This is a genomic window from Escherichia coli, from assembly GCF_036503815.1.
In the GTDB taxonomy this organism is placed as follows: Bacteria; Pseudomonadota; Gammaproteobacteria; order Enterobacterales; family Enterobacteriaceae; genus Escherichia; species Escherichia coli_F.
Genome location: NZ_AP027764.1, coordinates 630,233 through 654,062, shown reverse-complemented (window position 1 = coordinate 654,062; position 23,830 = coordinate 630,233). Strand labels below are relative to the sequence as shown.

The following is a 23,830-nucleotide window of genomic DNA, read 5'->3' as shown; positions in this document are numbered from 1 at the left end:
TTTATCATAGTCGAAAGGGATATGAATAAATCGACTTATTACCAGAGAAAATCATCATGAGTGAACCTGCTTCCTTTTTTCTTCATGCACATATTACCGAGAATAACCTCGAGAAGTTTTTCCATTCACCCGCAACAAATATCAAAGACTATGACGACTGGTTGCCATGGTTTACCGAGGAGCAGAGGTTGTATGGCGATCCTGCAAAAATGCTTAACAATCTTGCTGCATGTAATTCTGGTGAAAGTGAAAAGAATATTTATGCTGAACATATCAACTTTAATAAAGAAACACAGATAGTCACGATGGATCATATATTTCTCTCAGAGAGCTATGAAATCTTCATGCCACTCATGGCCTGTGTGCGAGGCATCGAGAAATTTATTACGCCAGGGGAAAATAATTTTGCGCTAATTTATTATTACTGGTGGGGTTCGGAGACCGCTATCGCGCTCGAATTTGACGCCAATGGTAGCAAAATAACGGCAAATCCTAAGGCAGAAAATTTAACTATCGCCGATGCTTTTTTCGATGAGCACGGGGAAGCTCTCGCTGAAGAACTTTATAATAAACAGGGGTTTATTTGATACCATCTCGTATACTTGTGAATTATTGCCGGATGAAAACTGCTCATCTGGCTCGTTCAATTACTGATACACCGGCAGCAAATTAAAGCTCGATAAAATATGCACCAGTGCGTTGCCAACACCAAACACCAGAATCAGTGCAATCATCGGCTTGCCGCCCCAGACACGGAATTTCGGGCTGCCAAAGCGTTTACGCGATGCGCGGGCCAACAGCGCCGGAACAATTGCAGCCCAGATGGTAGCCGCTAAGCCAGCATAACCAATGGCGTACAGGAATCCGTTCGGGAACAGCAGGCCACCCACGACAGGCGGTGCAAAGGTCAGCAACGCCGTTTTAAAGCGGCCCAGGGCAGAGTCGTCAAAACCAAACAGATCTGCCAGATAGTCAAACAAACCCAGCGTTACGCCGAGGAACGAACTCGCTACCGCAAAGTTTGAGAACACAACCAGTAGCAGATCCAGACTACGACTGTTCAGCACGCCGCTTAACGCCTGTACCAGCACATCAATATTACCGCCCTTTTCGGCGATGCCGATAAACTCCGGACGAGGGATGTTGCCCATCGTCGCCAGCAACCAGATGGTATACAGCGCCAGCGCCATCAGCGTACCGTAGACCAGGCATTTCACGATAGTTTTCGGATCTTTGCCGTAATACTTCATCAGGCTCGGCACGTTACCGTGATAACCAAATGAGGCCAGACAGAACGGCAGGGTCATCAACAGATACGGTGCATAAGACGCATTGCTTTCCGCGACGTTAAACAATGTCGCAGGCTGCACATGCCCCAGCAAACTGCCGAAAGTGAGGAAGAAGGTAATAACTTTCGCCCCAAGCACAATCGCCGTCATCCGGCTGACGGCTTTGGTGCTCAACCACACCACAAACGCCACCAGTAGCGCAAAACCAAAACCTGCAGCTCGTGCCGGAACATTCAGCGACATCTCCGCGAAGGTGTGATGCAGAATCGAACCGCTGGCAGAAATATAGGCGTAAGTCAGGATGTAGAGCACAAAGGCAATGGAAATGCCGTTGACCACGTTCCAGCCTTTGCCCAGCAAATCTTTGGTGATGGTGTCAAAACTCGAACCGATTCGATAATTCAGGTTAGCTTCCAGAATCATCAAGCCGGAATGCAGCATACAGAACCAGGTGAAAATCAGCGCCGCCATTGACCAGAAGAACCACGCACCGGACATGACCACTGGCAGAGAAAACATCCCTGCGCCAATAATGGTGCCGCCGATAATCACCACGCCGCCAAGTAGCGACGGTGACGTTTGGGTGGTGGTTAGTGTTGCCATGAGGGCTTCTCTCCAGTGAAAAATAGTGCGACTGCGTTGTTATGCATTTCACTGTACCAGTACATGAGTACAAAAGACAGAAAAAAAGCCCCGATGGTTAAAATCGGGGCTGTATATTTTACTTTACGGCAGAGGTCTGCGGGTCAGCGAATTACGCATCACCACCGAAACGACGACGACCAGTAGAGTCATCACGACGCGGTGCGCGGCCTTCACGACGTTCGCCGCTAAAACGACGACCATCACCACGACCACCTTCACGGCGCTCACCGCTGAAGTTACGACCGCCTTCACGACGTTCGCCACCGAAACCACGACCACCACCACGACGCTCACCACCAGTATGCGGCTGTGCATCGCCCAGCAACTGCATGTTCATCGGCTTGTTGAGAATGCGAGTACGCGTAAAGTGTTGCAGCACTTCACCCGGCATACCTTTCGGCAGTTCGATGGTGGAGTGAGAAGCAAACAGCTTGATGTTACCGATGTAACGGCTGCTGATGTCACCTTCGTTAGCAATCGCGCCAACGATATGACGAACTTCAACACCATCATCGCGGCCCACTTCAATGCGGTACAGCTGCATATCGCCAACATCACGACGTTCACGACGCGGACGATCTTCACGGTCACCACGCGGGCCACGGTCGTTACGATCGCGCGGACCACGGTCATCACGGTCACGGAATTCACGTTTCGGACGCATCGGCGCATCTGGCGGAACAATCAGAGTACGTTCACCCTGTGCCATTTTCAGCAGTGCGGCTGCCAGAGTTTCGAGATCCAGCTCTTCACCTTCTGCAGTCGGCTGAATTTTGCTCAGCAGTGCACGGTATTGATCCAGATCGCTGCTTTCCAGCTGCTGCTGTACTTTAGCGGCGAATTTTTCCAGACGACGTTTGCCCAGCAGTTCTGCGTTCGGCAGTTCTACTTCCGGAATGGTCAGCTTCATAGTGCGTTCAATGTTGCGCAGCAGACGACGCTCGCGGTTCTCAACGAACAGCAGCGCACGACCAGCACGCCCCGCACGGCCTGTACGACCAATACGGTGAACGTAAGACTCAGAATCCATCGGGATATCGTAGTTAACTACCAGGCTGATACGCTCAACGTCCAGGCCACGGGCCGCAACGTCGGTCGCAATCAGGATGTCCAGACGACCATCTTTCAGGCGTTCCAGCGTCTGCTCACGCAGCGTCTGGTTCATGTCACCGTTCAGTGCAGCGCTGTTGTAGCCGTTACGCTCAAGAGCTTCTGCCACTTCCAAAGTCGCGTTTTTAGTACGAACGAAGATAATCGCCGCATCAAAATCTTCCGCTTCCAGGAAACGTACCAGTGCTTCGTTTTTACGCATCCCCCACACAGTCCAGTAGCTCTGGCTGATGTCAGGACGGGTAGTCACGCTGGACTGAATGCGCACTTCCTGCGGCTCTTTCATAAAGCGGCGGGTAATGCGACGAATCGCTTCCGGCATAGTTGCAGAGAACAGAGCGGTCTGATGACCTTCCGGGATCTGCGCCATAATGGTTTCAACGTCTTCGATGAAGCCCATGCGCAGCATTTCGTCAGCTTCATCCAGAACCAGACCGCTCAGTTTAGAGAGGTCCAGAGTGCCACGTTTCAGGTGGTCCAGCAGACGGCCAGGAGTACCGACAACGATCTGCGGCCCCTGACGCAGGGCGCGTAATTGCACGTCATAACGCTGGCCGCCGTACAGGGCAACCACGTTTACGCCGCGCATGTGTTTAGAGAAATCCGTCATTGCCTCAGCAACCTGTACCGCCAGTTCGCGGGTCGGTGCCAGCACCAGAATCTGTGGTGCTTTCAGCTCAGGATCAAGATTTTGCAGCAGAGGTAAAGAGAATGCTGCCGTTTTTCCGCTCCCCGTCTGGGCCATACCCAGAACGTCGCGGCCATTCAGCAGATGTGGAATACACTCTGCCTGAATTGGAGATGGTTTTTCGTAACCCAGATCGTTAAGGGCTTCAAGGATAGGAGCCTTCAGGCCCAGATCTGCAAAAGTGGTTTCGAATTCAGCCATGTAGTACGTGTGCCTCAAAATTAATGGCGGCCAGTCTACATAACTCATCATGAAATTGATCAGCAATTTTCATTGAAAAGTGTGAACCGGCTCAAAGTAGGTGTATTAACGAACAACAACGCCCTCACCCGTTAAGGTGATGGCAATCAAAAAAGATTACGGGCTGATGTGTACGTCAGCTATTGCTGGTCCGATTCTGCCAGGTCATCTTGGTCCTGGCCCAGGAGCGATAATTCCAACAATGCGTATCGGTGCTCAACAAAGTTATGAACGTTGTTGGCAACCGCCAGTTTGAACAGTGCCGTGGCGCTGTCCAAATCCCCCAGACTTAGGTAGTACTTACCTAAATAGAAGTTGGTTTCACTGAGATGCTCAGCGAGCGAGGTGTTATCCGTTGCGTCCGCCTTGAGCCTTTCCATTAACGTTTGTTCGCTAATGTTGCCCAGGTAGAACTCGACAATGTTCCATCCCCACTGCTCCTTATCCGATTTTTCGAAGTGCTGTTTTAACACTTCTTTAGCCTGCTTCTCATCGAGCTTCTGCTCGGCGAGATAAAGCCACAGACTACGGAAAGGATCATTAGGATCGTCTTGATAAAACGCTAGCAGATCATCTTGCGCTAACTTGTCACGACCGCCGTAATATAATGCGATCCCGCGATTCAAGTGCGCGTAGTTGTAAGTTGGATCAAGCTCAAGTACAGAATCAAACGCTTCATAGGCAGCATCAAAATTGCCTGCCTGCGTTAAATATATGCCTAAGTAATTGAATACTTCAGGCATATCCGGTCGGATTGCCAGCGCTTGCGAAAAATCGTTACGCGCTAATGCCCTCAGACCGAGACTATCATACAACACTCCGCGCTCATATAAAAGCTGTGCGCGTTCGTCATCGGTTAAAGCCCGACTGGCAAGGATTTGTTCCATACGTGCCAGAATCACTTCCTGCTGCAAAGTCGGTTGCAATGGTACCGCGAGGACTTCACTTTTACGCCAGGAAGTATTACTGCATCCTGCAAGCGTAAGTGCTGTCGCAACGAAACACCAGCGCAAAAAAGGCTTCATTTCCCACTCCCGAAGACCACGGTTGAATGAACGTCCTGTTCCCGGTTGCTAACAAGGCGTCCTGCCCGGTTAAAAGCCCCCCGCCGCAGCGGAGGGCAAATGGCAACCTTACTCGCCCTGTTCTGCAGCCGGAGCTTCCGGTGCTGCAGCAGGTTGAGACTGCTCAGTCGCTTCTTTAATGCTCAGACGGATACGGCCCTGGCGATCGACTTCCAGAACTTTCACCGGTACTTCCTGACCCATCTGCAGGTAGTCGGTCACTTTCTCAACACGCTTGTCGGCGATTTGAGAGATGTGGACCAGACCTTCTTTACCGCCGCCGATGGCAACAAATGCGCCAAAGTCAACGATACGAGTCACTTTACCATTGTAGACGCGGCCTACTTCGATTTCTGCAGTGATCTCTTCGATACGACGAATAGCATTTTTCGCCTTCTCGCCGTCGGTCGCTGCGATCTTCACAGTACCGTCATCTTCGATTTCGATGGTGGTGCCAGTTTCTTCGGTCAGGGCACGGATAACAGAACCGCCTTTACCGATAACGTCTTTGATCTTGTCCGGATTGATCTTGATGGTATGGATACGCGGTGCAAACTCAGAGATATCACCACGCGGCGCGTTGATCGCCTGCTCCATGACGCCCAGGATATGCAGACGCGCACCTTTAGCTTGATTCAGCGCAACCTGCATGATCTCTTTGGTGATACCTTCAATTTTGATATCCATCTGCAGTGCAGAGATACCGTCGCGGGAACCCGCAACTTTGAAGTCCATATCGCCCAGGTGATCTTCGTCGCCCAAAATGTCAGACAGTACAACGTAGTTGTCGCCTTCTTTCACCAGACCCATTGCGATACCCGCAACAGCAGCTTTGATTGGCACACCTGCGTCCATCAGCGCCAGAGACGCACCGCACACGGAAGCCATAGAAGAAGAACCATTGGATTCGGTAATTTCAGACACTACACGTACAGTGTACGGGAATTTGTCCATATCCGGCATTACTGCCAGCACGCCGCGCTTCGCCAGACGACCGTGACCAATTTCACGACGCTTCGGAGAACCGACCATGCCAGTTTCACCTACGGAATACGGAGGGAAGTTGTAGTGGAACAGGAAGGTGTCAGTACGTTCGCCCATCAGTTCATCAAGAACCTGTGCGTCACGTGCAGTACCCAGCGTTGCGGTAACCAGTGCCTGCGTTTCACCACGGGTGAACAACGCAGAACCGTGAGTACGCGGCAGCACGCCAGTACGCACATCCAGACCACGGATCATATCTTTTTCACGACCGTCGATACGCGGTTCGCCTGCCAGTACGCGGCTACGAACAACATTTTTCTCGATAGCGTGCAGAATTTCACCCAGTTCGTTTTCGTCCAGGGTTTCGTCTTCAGCAAGCAGCGTCGCGATGGTTTCAGATTTGATGACATCAACCTGCGCATAACGCTCTTGTTTGTCGGTGATGCGATAAGCATCGCTCAGACGAGCTTCAGCCAGCGCAGCAACGCGCGCGTTCAGCGCTTCGTTTACCGGCTCCGGCTGCCAATCCCAACGCGGTTTACCGGCTTCTTTCACCAGTTCATTGATGTTCTGAATAACAACTTGCTGTTGTTCATGACCGAACACCACTGCGCCCAGCATTTGGTCTTCGCTCAGCAGTTCAGCTTCAGATTCAACCATCAGCACGGCAGCTTCTGTACCGGCAACAACCAGATCCAGTTTGCTCTCTTTCAGCTCGTCCTGAGTCGGGTTCAGTACGTACTGGTCATTGATGTAACCTACGCGGGCAGCACCAATCGGACCATTGAACGGAATACCAGACAGAGAAAGTGCTGCGGAAGCACCAATCATCGCAACGATATCCGGGTTAACCTGCGGGTTAACAGAAACCACGGTGGCGATAACCTGAACTTCGTTGACGAAGCCTTCCGGGAACAGCGGGCGAATCGGGCGGTCAATCAGACGCGCGATCAGCGTTTCGCCTTCGCTTGGGCGGCCTTCACGACGGAAGAAGCTACCCGGGATACGACCAGCAGCGTAGGTACGCTCCTGATAGTTAACGGTCAGCGGGAAGAAGTCCTGACCTGGTTTGGCTTTTTTCTGGCCGACAACGGTAACGAATACCGCGGTGTCATCCATGCTAACCATAACAGCGGCAGTGGCTTGACGCGCCATCATGCCTGTTTCCAGAGTCACGGTGTGTTGGCCGTACTGGAATTTACGAACGATCGGATTAAGCAATGTAATATCCTTTCTCTTTCTTAGACAGCACCTTACGGCACTGGTGTTAATACCCGATCTTCTGCGCATCCTCGCGACTAATGACAACCCTAACCCAGCCCAATGTGGGTAAAGCCTCTCATTAGCCGCGCGAACCTCTGCAACGGAAGATCATTCATAGCAACAATACATTAGTTTCCAGTGAATTGCTGCCGTCAGTTTGAAAAAAGGGGCCACTCAGGCCCCTTTTCTGAAACTCGCAAGAATTAGCGACGCAGACCCAGGCGCTCGATGAGCTGGGTGTAACGTGCTACGTCTTTACGTTTCAGGTAGTCGAGCAGTTTACGACGCTGAGAAACCATGCGCAGCAGACCACGACGGCTGTGGTGATCTTTTTTGTGCTCTGCAAAGTGGCCCTGCAGGTGGTTGATCTGTGCAGTCAGCAGTGCTACCTGAACTTCGGTAGAACCGGTGTCGTTTGCGTCACGACCAAACTCAGAAACGATTTTAGCTGTTGCTTCAGTACTTAGAGACATTTTAAAACTCCAAAGTATATAGAATGAAAGGACGCCGATCTCTAATTCAGCGATCCCAGTGTACGTTACGCAAAGTGTTAAACAATTTACGCGACGTTAAGCGGCAGTATTCTACTCGTAGCGACTTGTTATCGCAAGACGGTTAACATTACGCCGGGTATTCAACCACCAGGCGACGAGGCGCAACGCGGCCTTCATCGTCAATTTCGCCCATACCGATAAACTTGCCATTCTCACCTTCTGTAACGCGAACCAGTCCTTCCAGCGGCGCACCGGATGTACGAACCGGGTTACCATTTTTGAAGTAAACAGAAGACGTTAACGGAAGATTCACCACCGGATAGTCCGAAGCTGGACTGTCCATTGGCATCAGTAATGGATCAAGTAACTCCGCTGCCGGAATATCCTGCTGCTCGGCTTGCTCAACCAGTTCACGCAGATGTTCCAGAGTCACCATCCGTTCAACCGGATATTTACTTACAGCCAGGCGACGCAGGTAAATAACATGCGCGCCACAGCCGAGTTTTTCGCCGAGATCGTCAATGATAGTGCGGATATAGGTGCCTTTTGAGCAGTGAATTTCCAGCTCCAGTTCATTGCCTTCGTGGCGAATAAACAACAATTCATAAACGGTAATCGGGCGTGCTTCACGCGGGACTTCAATTCCCTGACGCGCATATTCGTACAGTTTTTTGCCCTGGTATTTCAGTGCTGAATACATCGAAGGGATCTGTTCGATATCACCACGGAAAGTATCCAGTGCCGCCGCCAGTTGCTCTGCACTAAAGGTTACCGGACGTTCTTCAACGATTTGTCCGTCAGCGTCAGAAGTATCGGTACGCTGTCCAAGACGCGCAATCACCCGATAGCGTTTGTCGGAGTCCAGCAGATACTGGGAAAACTTCGTCGCTTCTCCGAGGCAAATCGGCAACATGCCGGTCGCCAGCGGGTCCAGCGCACCGGTATGCCCGGCACGATTAGCGTTATAAATCCGTTTCACTTTTTGCAGTGCATCGTTGCTGGACATACCCTGCGGTTTATCCAGCAACAAAACGCCATTAATGTCGCGACCGCGACGACGAGGACGACTCATTAGTCCTCCTTGCTGTCGTCCGGGTTAACACGACGTTCTTCGTCATGTTTGACCACGCTGGTCACCAGGTTTGACATACGCATCCCTTCAACCAGCGAGTTGTCGTAGAAGAAGGTCAGTTCCGGCACGATACGCAGGCGCATCGCTTTACCCAGCAGGCTGCGGATGAAACCAGAGGCTTCCTGCAACGCTTTGATGCCCGCTTTAACCGCGTCTTCATCTTTGTCGTTAAGGAACGTCACATATACTTTTGCATACGCCAGGTCACGAGACATTTCGACACCGGAAACGGTGGTCATCATGCCCAGACGAGGATCTTTAATTTCGCGTTGCAGGATGAGAGCGATCTCTTTTTGCATTTCCTGCGCTACGCGCTGCGGGCGACCAAATTCTTTCGCCATAATAAATTCTCCTGACAAAAAAGGGGCTGTTAGCCCCTTTTTAAAATTAATTTCAGGTGGAAGGGCTGTTCACGTAGCCTGATAAGACGCGCCAGCGTCGCATCAGGCAATCCATGCCGGATGCGGCGTAAACGCCTTATCCCGCATAGAACCCTAAAAACCTTAAGCGATGGTACGTTGGATCTCGATGATTTCGAATACTTCGATCACATCGCCAGTGCGGACGTCGTTGTAGTTCTTAACGCCGATACCACATTCCATACCGTTACGGACTTCGTTAACGTCATCTTTGAAGCGGCGCAGGGACTCCAGCTCGCCTTCGTAGATAACCACGTTGTCGCGCAGAACGCGGATCGGGTTGTGACGTTTAACCACACCTTCAGTAACCATACAACCTGCGATGGCACCAAATTTCGGTGATTTGAACACATCACGAACTTCCGCCAGACCGATAATCTGCTGTTTCAGTTCCGGAGACAGCATACCGCTCATCGCCGCTTTCACTTCGTCGATCAGGTTATAGATGACGGAGTAGTAACGCAGATCCAGGCTTTCCGCTTCAATCACTTTACGTGCAGAGGCATCAGCACGTACGTTGAAGCCAACCAGGATGGCGTTGGACGCCGCAGCCAGGGTAGCGTCGGTTTCGGTGATACCACCTACGCCAGAACCGATGATCTTCACTTTAACTTCGTCAGTAGACAGTTTCAGCAAGGAGTCGGAGATCGCTTCCACGGAACCCTGAACGTCTGCCTTCAGAACGATGTTCACTTCGTGAACTTCGCCTTCGGTCATGTTGGCGAACATGTTCTCGAGTTTCGATTTTTGCTGACGTGCCAGTTTAACTTCACGGAATTTGCCCTGACGATACAGTGCAACTTCACGTGCTTTCTTCTCGTCACGCACTACGGTAACTTCGTCACCCGCTGCCGGAACACCGGACAAGCCAAGGATTTCAACTGGAATGGACGGACCTGCTTCCAGCACTTCCTGACCCATTTCGTTACGCATTGCGCGAACACGACCGTATTCGAAACCACACAGAACGATGTCGCCCTTGTGCAGAGTACCTTCACGTACCAGAACGGTAGCAACCGGACCACGACCTTTATCGAGGAAGGATTCGATAACCGCACCGCTCGCCATACCTTTACGTACCGCTTTCAGTTCCAGAACTTCTGCCTGCAACAGGATAGCGTCCAGCAGTTCATCGATACCGGTACCTGCTTTCGCAGACACGTGTACGAACTGGCTTTCACCGCCCCACTCTTCCGGCAGGATGCCGTACTGAGAGAGTTCGTTCTTAACGCGATCTGGATCGGCTTCTGGTTTGTCGATCTTGTTCACTGCAACCACAACCGGCACGCCTGCCGCTTTCGCGTGCTGAATTGCTTCGATGGTCTGCGGCATTACGCCGTCGTCGGCAGCAACAACCAGGACTACGATGTCCGTTGCCTGCGCACCACGTGCACGCATTGAAGTAAACGCGGCGTGCCCCGGGGTGTCCAGGAAGGTGATCATGCCGTTTTCAGTTTCAACGTGGTATGCACCAATGTGCTGGGTAATGCCGCCCGCTTCGCCAGAGGCCACTTTCGTTGAACGAATGTAGTCCAGCAAAGAGGTTTTACCGTGGTCAACGTGACCCATGATGGTCACAACCGGCGCGCGCGGTTCAGCCGCAGCACCCGTGTCACGGTCGCTCATTACCGCTTCTTCCAGCTCGTTTTCACGACGCAGGATAACTTTGTGGCCCATCTCTTCGGCTACCAGCTGTGCAGTTTCCTGATCGATAACCTGGTTGATGGTTGCCATTGCGCCCAGTTTCATCATCGCTTTGATGACCTGAGAACCTTTAACCGCCATCTTGTTCGCCAGTTCACCAACGGTGATGGTTTCGCCAATCACAACGTCACGGTTAACGGCCTGAGCTGGCTTCTGGAAGCCTTGCTGCAGCGAAGAACCTTTACGTTTTCCGCCTTTACCGCCACGTACTGCTGCGCGTGCTTCTTCACGATCAGCTTTTGATTCAGAGTGTTTGTTGCCTTTCTTCGGACGCGCTGCTTTCGCGTTACGACCACGGCCACGGCCGCCTTCGACTTCACGATCGCTTTCGTCTTCTGCCTGGCGAGCATGTTGAGAAGTAGTAACGTGATAATCGCTGAAATCTTCAGTCGGTTCCGCGTTATCAGTCCATTTGTTTTCTTCCGCCATACGACGTGCTTCTTCAGCAACGCGACGTGCTTCTTCTTCGAGTTTACGACGCGCTTCTTCTTCAGCTTTACGCTTGAGCTCTGCAGCTTCCTGCTCACGGCGGGCTTTTTCAGCCTGGGCGTTTTTAGTCATATCGTCTTGTTGATTGCTCACTTTGTCTTTTTCCGCAGCTTCACGTTTCGCTTGTTCAGCAGCTTCACGCTTAGCTTGTTCTGCGGCCTCACGTTCAGCTTTTTGTTGCGCCTCGCGTTTGGCCGATTCTTCTGCCTCACGACGGGCTTGCTCTTCCGCTTCACGCTGCGCCTGCTCTTCCGCAGCAAGGCGTTCAGCCTCTTGCGGATCGCGTTTCACAAAGGTGCGTTTCTTGCGGACTTCGATTTGTACCGATTTGCTTTTTCCACCGGTACCAGGAATATTAAGGGTGCTGCGTGTTTTACGTTGCAGCGTTAATTTGTCCGGGCCTGAATTTTTCTGATTCAGGTGGTCAATTAAAGTCTGTTTCTCTTGTGCGGACACAGAGTCGTCAGCAGACTTCCGGATACCTGCATCAGCAAATTGCTGTACCAGGCGTTCCACGGAGGTCTGTCGCTCTGCGGCCAGCGTTTTAATCGTTACATCTGTCATGCTGTTCCTTCCTGCTACAGTTTATTACGCTTCGTCACCGAACCAGCAAATATTACGGGCAGCCATAATCAGTGCTCCGGCTTTTTCGTCGGTCAACCCTTCGATATCAGCCAGATCATCAATGCCCTGTTCGGCGAGATCTTCCAGCGTACAAACGCCACGGGCGGCCAGTTTGAATGCCAAATCACGATCTATCCCTTCAAGGTTCAGCAGATCGTCAGCCGATTTGTTATCACCGAGGCTTTCTTCCTGGGCCTGTGCAATGGTGGCCAGTGCATTTTTAGCACGCTCGCGCAGTGCTTCAACGGTCGGCTCATCAAGGCCTTCGATTTCCAACAGCTCTTTCATCGGCACATAGGCCAGTTCTTCCAGCGTCGAGAAGCCTTCTTCTACCAGGACAGTCGCAAAGTCTTCGTCGATGTCGAGATATTTGGTGAAGGTGTCGATCGCTGCGTGCGCTTCTGCCTGATGCTTAGCCTGCAGGTCGTCAACGGTCATCACGTTGAGTTCCCAACCGCTCAGCTGCGAAGCCAGACGCACGTTCTGACCGTTACGGCCAATCGCCTGCGCCAGATTACCGGCTTCAACGGCGATATCCATGGTGTGTTTATCTTCATCCACCACGATAGAAGCAACGTCTGCCGGTGCCATTGCGTTAATCACGAACTGCGCCGGGTTATCATCCCACAGGACGATATCGATACGTTCGCCGCCCAGTTCAGTAGAAACCGCCTGAACACGCGCGCCACGCATACCTACGCAAGCACCTACCGGATCGATACGTTTATCGTTGGTTTTCACCGCGATTTTCGCACGAGAACCCGGGTCGCGAGCCGCTGCTTTAATTTCAATCACTTCTTCGCCGATTTCCGGCACTTCAATGCGGAACAGTTCGATCAGCATTTCCGGCTTGGAACGGGTGACGAACAGTTGTGCGCCACGCGCTTCCGGGCGAACAGAATAGAGCACGCCACGAACGCGGTCGCCAGGGCGGAAGTTTTCACGCGGCAGCATATCTTCACGCAGGATCACGGCTTCAGCGTTGTTGCCCAGATCCAGAGAGATGTTGTCGCGGTTTACTTTTTTCACCACGCCGGTGATGATTTCACCTTCATGTTCACGGAACTGATCAACCACCATCGCACGTTCGGCTTCACGCACTTTCTGCACAATAACCTGTTTTGCCGTCTGGGTGGTGATACGGTCAAAGGTAACAGACTCAATCTGATCTTCAACGTAATCGCCCAGATTCAGGCTTTCATCTTCAAAGCGCGCAGCTTCAAGAGTGATTTCTTTCGTTGGCTGGGTGACTTCATCAACTACCAGCCAGCGACGGAAGGTGTCAAAATCACCGCTTTTGCGATCGATCTGTACGCGAACGTCGATCTCTTGTTCGTATTTTTTCTTGGTTGCTGTAGCCAGCGCGCTTTCCAACGCTTCGAAAATTTTCTCGCGAGGCAGCGCCTTTTCATTGGAGACGGCTTCAACTACAGCCAAAATTTCTTTGTTCATCGCGGGCTTTTCACCTCATCCAGACTATTAAAAGTGGGGAACCAGGTTCGCCTTCTGGATATTACTCAGCGCGAACACTTCATCTTTACCTTCGACGGTAACTGTGATCATTTCACCGTCTACCGCTTTGATAACGCCCTGCCATTTACGACGGTTTTGTACCGCCATACGGAGAACCAGAGTCACCTCTTCTCCGACGAAACGGGCGTAGTGTTCAGCCGTGAACAGTGGGCGATCGAGACCCGGTGAGGAGACTTCCAGGTTATAAGCAACGGTGATGGGATCTTCGACATCCAGCACAGCACTTACCTGGTGGCTCACATCAGCACAATCATCAACATTGATGCCATCTTCACTATCAATATAGATGCGCAGTGTGGATGTGCGACCGCGAATAAACTCGATGCCAACCAGTTCAAAACCCAGGGCCTCAACTGGCGCAGTAATCATCTCTGTTAATTTTTGCTCTAATGTGGACAAGCCCACCCCCAAGACATAAAAAAAGGGCCTAAAGCCCAGTTATTCTGTAGTCAGATAACAAAAAACCCCGATAAATCGGGGCTTTATATAACTGAACCCTATAACCGCAACTGCGGTCTGGAGCACTTTCCAGAAGGATTTTTTCAAATCCCACTACGAAGGCCGAAGTCTTCACAGTATATTTGAAAAAGGACTCTAAGGGAAAGTGGTTGCGGGGGCCGGATTTGAACCGACGACCTTCGGGTTATGAGCCCGACGAGCTACCAGGCTGCTCCACCCCGCGCCTGAAACGTGGCAAATTCTACTCGTTTTGGGTAAAAAATGCAAATACTGCTGGGATTTGGTGTACCGAGACGGGACGTAAAATCTGCAGGCATTATAGTGATCCACGCCACATTTTGTCAACATTTATTGCTAATCGCGTGAATGAATATCCAGTTCACTTTCGTTTGTCGAATACTTTTGCCCTCTACTGCTCCTCCTTAAGCGCATTATTTTACAAAAAACACACTAAACTCTTCCTGTCACCGATAAAAGATGATTAAATGAAAACTCATTTATTTTGCATAAAAATTCAGTGAGAGCGGAAATCCAGGCTCATCATCAGTTAATTAAGCAGGGTGTTATTTTATGACGACGATTCTCAAGCATCTCCCGGTAGGTCAACGTATTGGTATCGCTTTTTCCGGCGGTCTGGACACCAGTGCCGCACTGCTGTGGATGCGACAAAAGGGAGCGGTTCCTTATGCATATACTGCAAACCTGGGCCAGCCAGACGAAGAGGATTATGATGCGATCCCTCGTCGTGCCATGGAATACGGCGCGGAGAACGCACGTCTGATCGACTGCCGCAAACAACTGGTTGCCGAAGGTATTGCCGCTATTCAGTGTGGCGCATTTCATAACACCACCGGCGGCCTGACCTATTTCAATACGACGCCGCTGGGCCGCGCCGTGACCGGCACCATGCTGGTTGCTGCCATGAAAGAAGATGGCGTGAATATCTGGGGTGACGGCAGCACCTATAAAGGAAACGATATCGAACGTTTCTATCGTTACGGTCTGCTGACCAATGCTGAACTGCAGATTTACAAACCGTGGCTTGATACTGACTTTATTGATGAACTGGGCGGTCGTCATGAAATGTCTGAATTTATGATTGCCTGCGGTTTCGACTACAAAATGTCTGTCGAAAAAGCCTACTCTACGGACTCCAACATGCTTGGTGCAACGCATGAAGCGAAGGATCTGGAATACCTCAACTCCAGCGTCAAAATCGTCAACCCGATTATGGGCGTGAAGTTCTGGGATGAGAGCGTGAAGATCCCGGCAGAAGAAGTCACAGTACGCTTTGAGCAAGGTCATCCAGTGGCGCTGAACGGTAAAACCTTTAGCGACGACGTAGAAATGATGCTGGAAGCTAACCGCATCGGCGGTCGTCACGGCCTGGGCATGAGCGACCAGATTGAAAACCGTATCATCGAAGCGAAAAGCCGTGGTATTTACGAGGCTCCGGGGATGGCGCTGCTGCACATTGCGTATGAACGTCTGCTTACTGGTATTCACAACGAAGACACCATTGAGCAGTATCATGCACATGGTCGTCAGTTGGGCCGTCTGCTGTACCAGGGACGTTGGTTTGACTCCCAGGCGCTGATGCTGCGTGACTCCCTGCAACGCTGGGTTGCCAGCCAGATCACTGGTGAAGTTACCCTGGAACTGCGCCGCGGGAACGATTACTCCATCCTTAATACCGTCTCTGACAATCTGACCTACAAGCCAGAGCGTCTGACGATGGAAAAAGGCGACTCGGTGTTCTCGCCAGATGATCGTATCGGTCAACTGACCATGCGCAACCTGGATATCACCGATACCCGCGAGAAACTTTTCGGTTATGCCAAAACTGGCCTGCTTTCCTCCTCTGCCGCTTCGGGCGTGCCGCAGGTGGAGAATCTGGAAAATAAAGGCCAGTAATTCGACATCAACCCTGCCCTTCAGGGGTGGGGTTACCTTGCTTATCCTCAGTAAACTCCTTTCTTAGCATCACAAAATCGAAAACATCATGGTTTGCATCTACAACCCGTGAGTCTCCTTTATAGTGTGCAATCACTTCCTCCAGCGTTTGCGGCTGTTCCGGCTTTGTTACCCCCATCCACGCATTAATAAGGTAATTATTGTAAGCAGTGGAAAAGATATCGTTTTCCGTTGTGCGATCCACGCCATCCCCAAGAACGGGGCTATACCAGATAAACATCGGAACATGATATGCCTGCTGGCTGGCCTCCCTGCCTCCATGAAAATAAATGTTCTTCTTCGTCGGGTCGCGTTCCAGGCCATGGTCGGCAAAATACATGACCGAGGCTCGGCGATCTTTTAATAATTCAAAAACCTGACCTAGCAAACTATCTGTGTAATGAATGGAGTTGTCATAGCAGGCATCCTGATCGTCCTGTGGTTGAAACACGGCGCTGGATTGCGGATAGGCGCTACAAGCCGGTTCATGGCTTCCATTTAAATGAAGAACAATCAGTTTCTTTTGCTGCGTCTTTTGCTGTAACGCTTGCGATAAATGCGGCAACAACAATTCATCAAATCCTCTGACATAGACTGTTTCCATGGCGCGCATGGCGATACTGGTAACTGCTGTACCATTCTGCCGAAAAGCGGATTGCGAGCTTAGCCAGAAAGTCTGAAATCCTGCTTGATTAGCCATATTAATAATGTTGTCCGGGTAATTATGAATGTCATGACTCAAAACAGAATCAGCAGTTAAAGAAAGGGGAACCGACAGCGCAGTGTAAGGTGCGCCGCTTATTGCTTGATTAAACAGTTTGATCTGTTTTCTTTGTGCTTCGACTTGCGGTGTCGTAGAGCGTGTATATCCATACAAAGACATATTGTCGACACGTACAGACTCCCCCACAATCAACACGTAGGTATCAATACCTGTATCCCTGACTGATAATTGAAAATACGGCACCGTGTTTGCAATTGAGAGTAATCTTTGATGCTCTTTCGCTGCTAAAGCAAAATAATTGAGATTGAAAAACGGTGTATAGGTAGCAAATCGCGACGCTAGTATATATGGACTGAACGCTTTTTTATTTTTTGCATCTTTATAAGCAAATTGACTAGCGGAAAATAAACTGCCCGAAATGACAATCAGCAATAATATTCCTGTCACTTTTTTCGTCGGCAAGGAAACATCATATTTTATTATTACTGCCAAAAAAAGAAGGGATAAAAAGGCAAAAGCACATAGATAAGGGATATACATCCCCAGCATTTTGACAACTTCATCCGGATCACTCTGCAGCACACTAATCGCAAATCCATCATTGAAAGTTGTACCAAAGGTACACCATGAATAGAGGCTAATACTCATGTCTGCCGCTGTCAGTAACACAAATGGTGCGGCAACAAGCAGGCGAAGCGGAAGGGATGATATACGTTTAACAACCAGGATGGTCAGAACGAAGAACAGCAATCGCTGAACCATATGCGCTCCGGAAGAGGCGACTAAGTTCGTAATACCAAAAACAATAACACAAAGATACAACAACCAATGAGATTTAGAACTTCTAACAAATTTGTTGAATACTGTCATCCAGAAATCCAAGTTCACAACCAATATAAACAATTATCAACAATGTTCAATTTTATATCAGACATGTTCTTCAACGCTGATCCATATCAGACCGAAACACTGTTAGTTTTTTCTTTTTAAATGATGCGGCCATTGTTCTCAGTAATTAAATAACATTATCAATGCGTCTCTAAACATTACGCAGAACGTAGCCATCAGTAGTTATACTGACAGGAGCAGGATGGTTTATCGAGAAGTAAACATATCCGTATTCGTACCGGAACTGGAGTTGACACAATAAAGTGCCAATTATGTCAGCAGTAGGGAAAAGTTTATAACTAAGGCGTACCGGCACCATCGTTTCAAAGTACCAGCTACGAGTAAAGCAACTGGACGAGATACAGATACCTGACAACCATTCCTCAGACCAGGACCAAAACGAAAAAAGACGCTTTTCAGCGTCTCTTTTCTGGAATTTGGTACCGAGGACGGGACTTGAACCCGTAAGCCCTATTGGGCACTACCACCTCAAGGTAGCGTGTCTACCAATTCCACCACCTCGGCACGGATACTACTTTTTAGTTCGGGATATCGCTGGTCGGCTTAGCCGGAGCAGCTGGCTGAGTTTGTTCGGTTTTGGCCGGTGCACTCAGGTTTTCCCATTCACTACCTTTATTGGTTTTGTTGCTATTGATGTTACCCAGCACCAGACTGATGATGAAGAATAACGTTGCCAGCAGCGCCGTCATGCGGGTCATGAAGTTACCAGAACCACTTGAACCAAACAGCGTAGCGGAAGCGCCTGCTCCGAAGGAGGCTCCCATATCAGCGCCTTTACCTTGCTGCAGCATGATCAGACCAACAAGGCCAATTGCCACAATAAGGAAAACTACTAAAAGAGCTTCGTACATAATCAACCTGTTCCTTGCGGAGTTGCCGCGTACCAATGCTTCAACCAATAAAGCGGGAGTTTCTAATCTTTCCCACTGAAGCGGGTGTGAATACTAACCAAAGCGAATGACCTTCGCAAGGGCAATTTTATCGCATTGTATCAACTGCGGAAAAAAACAGCAAAACCGATGTGTTCGCTGAGAAAAAAGGCGACAATCGCCGCCTTTTTAGCCAGTTATCTAACGCGTTAAACGGCTTTTACTGCATCGGCGATGCGGTGTGCAAATTCAGTCACCTGCGCTTCGTCTTCGCCTTCTACCATCACGCGAATTAACGGTTCGGTGCCGGATTTACGCAACAGCACACGTCCACGGCTACCCAGCGCCGCTTCAACTTCTGCGGTTACAGCTTTGACTGATTCATGCTCCAGCGGATCGCCGCTACCTGCGGTGTAACGCACGTTAACCAGAATCTGCGGGAACATTTTCATACCACTGCAAAGGTCGTGCAGGCTCATATGGTTACGCGCCATCGCCGCCAGCACCTGTAAACCAGCAACGATGCCGTCACCGGTTGTGGTTTTATCCAGCAGGATCACATGACCAGAGTTCTCTGCACCGATACGCCAGCCTTTCTCCTGCATTTTTTCCAGTACGTAGCGATCGCCCACTTTCGCACGAGCAAACGGAATTCCTAGCTGTTTCAGGGCGAGTTCCAGTCCCATGTTGCTCATCAATGTACCCACCGCGCCACCACGCAGTTGGCCCTGACGCAGACCTTCGCGCGCGATGATATACATAATCTGGTCGCCATCGACTTTATTGCCTTCATGGTCAACCATAATCACACGGTCGCCGTCACCGTCAAAGGCGATACCAAGATCTGCTTTTTCAGCCAGTACGCGCGCCTGTAACGCACGAACATCAGTTGCCCCCACTTCGGCATTGATGTTTACGCCGTTCGGCTCACAACCGATAGCGATAACGTTCGCCCCCAGTTCACGCAGCACGTTCGGCGCGATGTGATAAGTCGCGCCATTTGCGCAATCCACCACAATCTTCAGTTCACTGAGGCTAAGTTCGTTCGGGAACGTGGCTTTGCAAAACTCGATATAGCGACCCGCAGCATCAACGATACGGCTGGCTTTACCCAGTTCTGCCGAATCAACACAGCTGATCTCCTTTTCCATTTCCGCTTCGATGGCTTCTTCAACTGCATCCGGCAGCTTAGTACCGTCAATAGAAAAGAATTTAATGCCGTTATCGTAGAATGGGTTATGCGATGCAGAAATTACAATCCCGGCCTCTGCGCGGAAGGTACGCGTCAGATAAGCCACGGCAGGTGTAGGCATCGGGCCTGTAAAGAGTGCGGAAAGGCCCGCAGCCGCCAGACCCGCTTCCAGTGCTGACTCCAGCATATAGCCAGAAATACGCGTGTCTTTACCAATAATGATCTTACGGGAGCCGTGGCGCGCCAGCACTTTACCGGCGGCCCAACCCAACTTAAGTACAAAATCAGGGGTGATCGGCGCATCCCCTACACGACCACGAATCCCATCGGTACCGAAATATTTACGATTACTCATAGCGTTTGTTTTCCTTTGCAGACAGAGTGGCTTCCACCACCCGCATCGCTTCTACGGTTTCTTTGACGTCATGAACACGAATGATGTGCGCGCCTTGCATTGCGGCAATGACCGCACAGGCCAAACTACCGCTCAGGCGCTCGGACGGCCCCACGTTCAGCAATTGCCCAATCATCGATTTTCGTGACATACCCACCAACAGCGGCAGGTTGAAATGGTGAAATTCAGCCAGGCGCGCCAGTAATGAATAGTTATGGGAGAGATTTTTACCGAAACCGAATCCGGGGTCGAGCAACAATTTCTCTTTTGCGATACCCGCCTGCTCGCAACGTGCTATTTGCTCAATAAAGTAGCGATTCACTTCCGCAAAGACATCGTCATACTTCGGGGCTTCCTGCATGGTTTTTGGATTTCCCTGCATATGCATCAGGCAAACTGGCAAACCGGTTTCTGCAGCAGCTTCCAGAGCGCCAGGTTCGGAAAGGGAGCGAATATCGTTAATAATGTGAGCACCAACTTTCGCTGACTCACGGATGACTTCTGGTTTGGAAGTATCTACCGAGATCCAGACTTCGAAGCGTTGAGCAATTGCCTCAACCACAGGAATAACACGCTGCAACTCTTCTTCAACGCTAACTTCCGCCGCCCCTGGGCGCGTGGACTCGCCACCAACGTCAATGATCGTCGCGCCAGCGTTAATCATCAGATTCGCATGTTTCACCGCATCTATCAGCGAGTTATGCGTGCCGCCATCCGAAAAGGAATCAGGCGTAACGTTGAGGATCCCCATTACGTGAGGATGGCTAAGGTCCAGTGAAGTGCCCTGGGCAAAGAGTTTCATGATGTTATCCCTGGTATGAATTGATAAGAAAAAACCCCGGAGCACGCCCCGGGGTTTTCAGTACAAATACAGTCATCTAATGCGGGAACTTACTTGTCGCCTAACTGCTCTGACATGGTGTTACCCGGGTTCGGCGTACGCGGTTCATCAACCGGACGCGGAGCCTTTGGACTACCATTGTCGCCAGAATTGTTAGAAGCGCCTGGTTCTTCCCAGCCCGCTGGCGGACGTACATCGCGACGTGCCATCAGGTCATCAATCTGCGGTGCGTCGATAGTCTCATATTTCATGAGAGCATCTTTCATCGCATGCAGAATATCCATGTTGTCGGTCAGAAGCTGACGCGCACGATTATAGTTACGCTCGATCAGTGCTTTCACTTCCTGGTCGATGATGCGTGCCGTTTCATCGGACATATGTTTCGCTTTCGCTACGCTACGACCGAGGAACACTTCACCTTCTTCTTCCGCATACAGCAGCGGACCGAGTTTCTCAGAGAAGCCCCACTGGGTAACCATGTTACGCGCCAGGTTGGTCGCAACTTTAATATCGTTGGACGCCCCGGTAGAAACATGTTCCGGCCCGTAGATGATCTCTTCTGCCAGACGACCGCCGTACAGCGTAGAAATCTGGCTTTCCAGTTTCTGACGGCTGGCGCTGATTGCGTCGCCCTCAGGCAAGAAGAAGGTCACACCCAGCGCACGACCGCGCGGGATAATCGTTACTTTGTGCACCGGATCGTGTTCCGGCACCAGGCGACCGATAATCGCGTGACCTGCTTCGTGGTAAGCAGTCGATTCTTTTTGCGCTTCCGTCATCACCATGGAGCGACGTTCCGCACCCATCATGATTTTGTCTTTCGCTTTCTCGAACTCAACCATCGACACAACACGTTTGTTGCCACGAGCAGCGAACAGTGCCGCTTCGTTCACCAGGTTCGCCAGGTCAGCACCGGAGAAACCAGGAGTACCACGGGCAATGATTGCCGCGTCGATATCGGGTGCCAATGGTACGCGACGCATGTGAACTTTCAGAATCTGCTCACGACCGCGAACATCTGGCAAGCCAACCACAACCTGACGGTCGAAACGGCCAGGACGCAGCAGCGCCGGGTCGAGAACGTCCGGACGGTTAGTCGCAGCGATAACAATGATACCTTCGTTACCTTCGAAGCCATCCATCTCAACCAGCATCTGGTTCAGAGTCTGTTCACGTTCATCGTGACCACCGCCCAGACCTGCGCCACGCTGGCGGCCTACGGCGTCGATTTCATCGATAAAGATGATGCACGGAGCCGCTTTCTTCGCCTGTTCGAACATGTCACGAACACGGGATGCACCCACACCGACGAACATTTCTACGAAGTCAGAACCGGAGATAGTAAAGAACGGAACTTTCGCTTCGCCTGCAATCGCTTTCGCCAGCAGCGTTTTACCGGTACCCGGAGGACCGACCATCAGGACGCCTTTCGGGATCTTACCGCCGAGTTTCTGGAAGCGGCTCGGCTCGCGCAGATACTCAACCAGTTCAGCAACTTCTTCTTTTGCTTCGTCGCAGCCCGCAACGTCAGCAAAGGTCGTTTTGATCTGATCTTCCGTCAGCATGCGCGCTTTGCTCTTACCGAACGACATGGCACCTTTGCCACCGCCGCCCTGCATTTGACGCATGAAGAAGATCCAGACACCAATCAGCAACAGCATCGGGAACCAGGAGATGAAGATAGAAGCCAGCAGGCTTGGTTCTTCAGGCGGTTCACCGACAACCTTGACGTTCTTGGTCAACAGGTTATCCAGTAATTTCGGATCCTGAACCGGAATGTAAGTGGTATAACGGTTACTATCTTTCTTGGTAACGTTGATTTCACGTCCGTTGATACGCGCTTCACGAACCTGGTCGTTATTGACCTCTTGTAGGAAGGTAGAGTAATCCACCTTACGGCCATTAGACTCGCTGGGCCCAAAGCTCTGGAATACTGACATCAGCACAACGGCAATGACCAGCCAGAGTATTAGGTTTTTCGCCATGTCACTCAAGGGATTAACCTCTTATTACAACTGTGTTAAAAACAGCGTCAGGATACTCTATATCCAGCATCTTTCAAACTTTCGTCTGAAATCTCCCGGTTAGGGTTTACGCCCGGTCGCTACAATATACACTTCCCGCGAACGTGCACGAGAAGAGTCCGGCTTACGAACTTTGACCTTCGTAAACAGGGAGCGAATTTCCCTTAGATACTCATCGAAACCTTCGCCCTGGAACACCTTCACTACAAAACTGCCACCTGGCGCTAATACATCACGACACATTTCTAACGCCAGTTCCACCAGATACATGGCACGGGGGATATCCACCGCCGGTGTTCCGCTCATGTTTGGTGCCATATCGGACATGACAACCTGGACTTTGCTGTCGCCAACGCGCTCCAGCAGTGCTTTCATCACCAGTTCATCACGAAAATCGCCCTGAAGAAAGTCCACACCAACGATAGGATCCATAGGTAAAAGATCGCAAGCGATGATGCGGCCTTTGCCGCCAATTTGGGTGACCACATATTGTGACCAACCACCCGGAGCAGCACCAAGGTCGACAACCGTCATTCCCGGTTTAAAGAGTTTGTCACTTTGCTGTATTTCATCAAGTTTAAACCAGGCACGGGAACGCAACCCCTTTTTCTGTGCCTGTTGAACATATTTATCGCTAAAGTGTTCCTGAAGCCAGCGGCTGGAGCTGGCAGAACGCTTCTTACCTGTCATTTATCTTTCCCATGGGGATAACTCATCGTAACCAATTGCGTAAATTTTTACGCGCCTATTTGGTGATATATGGGAGATGGCGGTAGAATGACCCGTT

The 23,830-nt window shown here is 50.7% G+C and carries 19 protein-coding genes and 2 tRNA genes; 2 read left to right on the top strand and 19 right to left on the bottom strand.

All coding sequences use genetic code 11. The annotated features are described in order from the left end of the window. Window positions 1–56 precede the first annotated feature (56 nt). Window positions 57–587, top strand: coding sequence for a hypothetical protein (locus AABJ99_RS03115; RefSeq protein WP_039021341.1), 531 nt, complete (start codon window positions 57–59; stop codon window positions 585–587). Window positions 588–647: 60 nt separating this feature from the next. Here AABJ99_RS03115 and mtr read toward each other — a convergent pair whose 3' ends face one another. From mtr to AABJ99_RS03055, 12 genes are all read right to left on the bottom strand, one after another. Continuing rightward, window positions 648–1,892, bottom strand: coding sequence for a tryptophan permease (mtr, locus tag AABJ99_RS03110; protein WP_000224337.1), 1,245 nt, complete (start codon window positions 1,890–1,892; stop codon window positions 648–650). Between the two features lie 151 nt (window positions 1,893–2,043). Next, entirely contained in the window at window positions 2,044–3,933 is a 1,890-nt protein-coding gene (gene deaD / locus AABJ99_RS03105; protein ID WP_119170096.1) for an ATP-dependent RNA helicase DeaD, read from the bottom strand. Further along, entirely contained in the window at window positions 3,926–4,006 is an 81-nt protein-coding gene (gene yrbN, locus AABJ99_RS03100; protein ID WP_010723222.1) for a protein YrbN, read from the bottom strand. Before yrbN ends, deaD begins: the two co-directional genes overlap by 8 nt. 106 nt (window positions 4,007–4,112) lie before the next feature. Continuing rightward, on the bottom strand, window positions 4,113–4,997 hold the full coding sequence (gene nlpI / locus AABJ99_RS03095; RefSeq protein WP_000802080.1) for a lipoprotein NlpI: 885 nt from the start codon (window positions 4,995–4,997) through the stop codon (window positions 4,113–4,115). 108 nt (window positions 4,998–5,105) lie between these two features. Continuing rightward, window positions 5,106–7,241, bottom strand: a complete 2,136-nt coding sequence (gene pnp, locus AABJ99_RS03090) for a polyribonucleotide nucleotidyltransferase (RefSeq protein WP_001296445.1) — start codon at window positions 7,239–7,241, stop codon at window positions 5,106–5,108. Window positions 7,242–7,486: 245 nt separating this feature from the next. After that, window positions 7,487–7,756: a 30S ribosomal protein S15 gene (gene rpsO, locus AABJ99_RS03085; protein ID WP_000059466.1), complete on the bottom strand. Its 270-nt coding sequence runs from the start codon at window positions 7,754–7,756 to the stop codon at window positions 7,487–7,489. Between the two features lie 148 nt (window positions 7,757–7,904). After that, window positions 7,905–8,849 carry a tRNA pseudouridine(55) synthase TruB gene (truB, locus tag AABJ99_RS03080; protein ID WP_000089698.1) on the bottom strand — a complete coding sequence of 315 codons (945 nt, stop codon included), beginning with the start codon at window positions 8,847–8,849 and terminating at the stop codon, window positions 7,905–7,907. Then, complete coding sequence (gene rbfA / locus AABJ99_RS03075; protein WP_001040205.1) at window positions 8,849–9,250, bottom strand: 30S ribosome-binding factor RbfA; 402 nt, start codon at window positions 9,248–9,250, stop codon at window positions 8,849–8,851. Before rbfA ends, truB begins: the two co-directional genes overlap by 1 nt. A gap of 162 nt (window positions 9,251–9,412) precedes the next feature. After that, on the bottom strand, window positions 9,413–12,085 hold the full coding sequence (gene infB / locus AABJ99_RS03070) for a translation initiation factor IF-2 (RefSeq protein ID WP_338387493.1): 2,673 nt from the start codon (window positions 12,083–12,085) through the stop codon (window positions 9,413–9,415). Window positions 12,086–12,109: 24 nt separating this feature from the next. Continuing rightward, the gene (gene nusA / locus AABJ99_RS03065) at window positions 12,110–13,597 is read right to left on the bottom strand and encodes a transcription termination factor NusA (RefSeq protein ID WP_338387492.1); all 1,488 of its coding nucleotides are present in this window, start codon (window positions 13,595–13,597) and stop codon (window positions 12,110–12,112) included. Window positions 13,598–13,624: 27 nt separating this feature from the next. Beyond that, on the bottom strand, window positions 13,625–14,077 hold the full coding sequence (rimP, locus tag AABJ99_RS03060) for a ribosome maturation factor RimP (protein WP_001300397.1): 453 nt from the start codon (window positions 14,075–14,077) through the stop codon (window positions 13,625–13,627). A gap of 206 nt (window positions 14,078–14,283) precedes the next feature. Next, window positions 14,284–14,360 (bottom strand) — tRNA-Met (locus AABJ99_RS03055). A gap of 347 nt (window positions 14,361–14,707) precedes the next feature. Between AABJ99_RS03055 and argG the strand changes: the two genes are divergently transcribed. Then, window positions 14,708–16,051, top strand: coding sequence for an argininosuccinate synthase (gene argG / locus AABJ99_RS03050; protein ID WP_000207675.1), 1,344 nt, complete (start codon window positions 14,708–14,710; stop codon window positions 16,049–16,051). A 7-nt stretch (window positions 16,052–16,058) separates the two neighbouring features. Here the strand turns inward: argG and yhbX are convergent, their stop codons facing one another. The 7 genes from yhbX to rlmE form a co-directional block, all read right to left on the bottom strand. Beyond that, the gene (gene yhbX / locus AABJ99_RS03045) at window positions 16,059–17,684 is read right to left on the bottom strand and encodes a phosphoethanolamine transferase (protein ID WP_077782411.1); all 1,626 of its coding nucleotides are present in this window, start codon (window positions 17,682–17,684) and stop codon (window positions 16,059–16,061) included. Between the two features lie 456 nt (window positions 17,685–18,140). Continuing rightward, window positions 18,141–18,227, bottom strand: a tRNA-Leu gene (locus AABJ99_RS03040). 14 nt (window positions 18,228–18,241) lie between these two features. After that, the gene (gene secG / locus AABJ99_RS03035; RefSeq protein WP_001295556.1) at window positions 18,242–18,574 is read right to left on the bottom strand and encodes a preprotein translocase subunit SecG; all 333 of its coding nucleotides are present in this window, start codon (window positions 18,572–18,574) and stop codon (window positions 18,242–18,244) included. Between the two features lie 227 nt (window positions 18,575–18,801). Further along, window positions 18,802–20,139, bottom strand: coding sequence for a phosphoglucosamine mutase (glmM, locus tag AABJ99_RS03030; RefSeq protein WP_000071137.1), 1,338 nt, complete (start codon window positions 20,137–20,139; stop codon window positions 18,802–18,804). After that, on the bottom strand, window positions 20,132–20,980 hold the full coding sequence (gene folP, locus AABJ99_RS03025; RefSeq protein WP_000764731.1) for a dihydropteroate synthase: 849 nt from the start codon (window positions 20,978–20,980) through the stop codon (window positions 20,132–20,134). The genes glmM and folP overlap by 8 nt, the downstream gene beginning before the upstream one ends. Window positions 20,981–21,069: 89 nt before the next feature. Beyond that, a complete protein-coding gene (gene ftsH / locus AABJ99_RS03020) occupies window positions 21,070–23,004 on the bottom strand; it encodes an ATP-dependent zinc metalloprotease FtsH (RefSeq protein WP_001107467.1) in 1,935 nt (644 codons plus the stop codon). Window positions 23,005–23,103: 99 nt separating this feature from the next. Continuing rightward, a complete protein-coding gene (rlmE, locus tag AABJ99_RS03015; RefSeq protein WP_000145975.1) occupies window positions 23,104–23,733 on the bottom strand; it encodes a 23S rRNA (uridine(2552)-2'-O)-methyltransferase RlmE in 630 nt (209 codons plus the stop codon). Window positions 23,734–23,830 lie beyond the last annotated feature (97 nt).

Coding starts and splice junctions, on each gene's coding strand:
- AABJ99_RS03115 (WP_039021341.1), top strand. CDS start 57: ATGAGTGAACCTGCTTCCTTTTTTCTTCATGCACATATTACCGAGAAT.
- rlmE (WP_000145975.1), bottom strand. CDS start 23,733: ATGACAGGTAAGAAGCGTTCTGCCAGCTCCAGCCGCTGGCTTCAGGAA.
- yhbX (WP_077782411.1), bottom strand. CDS start 17,684: ATGACAGTATTCAACAAATTTGTTAGAAGTTCTAAATCTCATTGGTTG.
- secG (WP_001295556.1), bottom strand. CDS start 18,574: ATGTACGAAGCTCTTTTAGTAGTTTTCCTTATTGTGGCAATTGGCCTT.
- argG (WP_000207675.1), top strand. CDS start 14,708: ATGACGACGATTCTCAAGCATCTCCCGGTAGGTCAACGTATTGGTATC.
- nlpI (WP_000802080.1), bottom strand. CDS start 4,997: ATGAAGCCTTTTTTGCGCTGGTGTTTCGTTGCGACAGCACTTACGCTT.
- ftsH (WP_001107467.1), bottom strand. CDS start 23,004: ATGGCGAAAAACCTAATACTCTGGCTGGTCATTGCCGTTGTGCTGATG.
- mtr (WP_000224337.1), bottom strand. CDS start 1,892: ATGGCAACACTAACCACCACCCAAACGTCACCGTCGCTACTTGGCGGC.
- folP (WP_000764731.1), bottom strand. CDS start 20,980: ATGAAACTCTTTGCCCAGGGCACTTCACTGGACCTTAGCCATCCTCAC.
- deaD (WP_119170096.1), bottom strand. CDS start 3,933: ATGGCTGAATTCGAAACCACTTTTGCAGATCTGGGCCTGAAGGCTCCT.
- rpsO (WP_000059466.1), bottom strand. CDS start 7,756: ATGTCTCTAAGTACTGAAGCAACAGCTAAAATCGTTTCTGAGTTTGGT.
- glmM (WP_000071137.1), bottom strand. CDS start 20,139: ATGAGTAATCGTAAATATTTCGGTACCGATGGGATTCGTGGTCGTGTA.
- truB (WP_000089698.1), bottom strand. CDS start 8,849: ATGAGTCGTCCTCGTCGTCGCGGTCGCGACATTAATGGCGTTTTGTTG.
- nusA (WP_338387492.1), bottom strand. CDS start 13,597: ATGAACAAAGAAATTTTGGCTGTAGTTGAAGCCGTCTCCAATGAAAAG.
- rbfA (WP_001040205.1), bottom strand. CDS start 9,250: ATGGCGAAAGAATTTGGTCGCCCGCAGCGCGTAGCGCAGGAAATGCAA.
- yrbN (WP_010723222.1), bottom strand. CDS start 4,006: ATGAAAATTGCTGATCAATTTCATGATGAGTTATGTAGACTGGCCGCC.
- infB (WP_338387493.1), bottom strand. CDS start 12,085: ATGACAGATGTAACGATTAAAACGCTGGCCGCAGAGCGACAGACCTCC.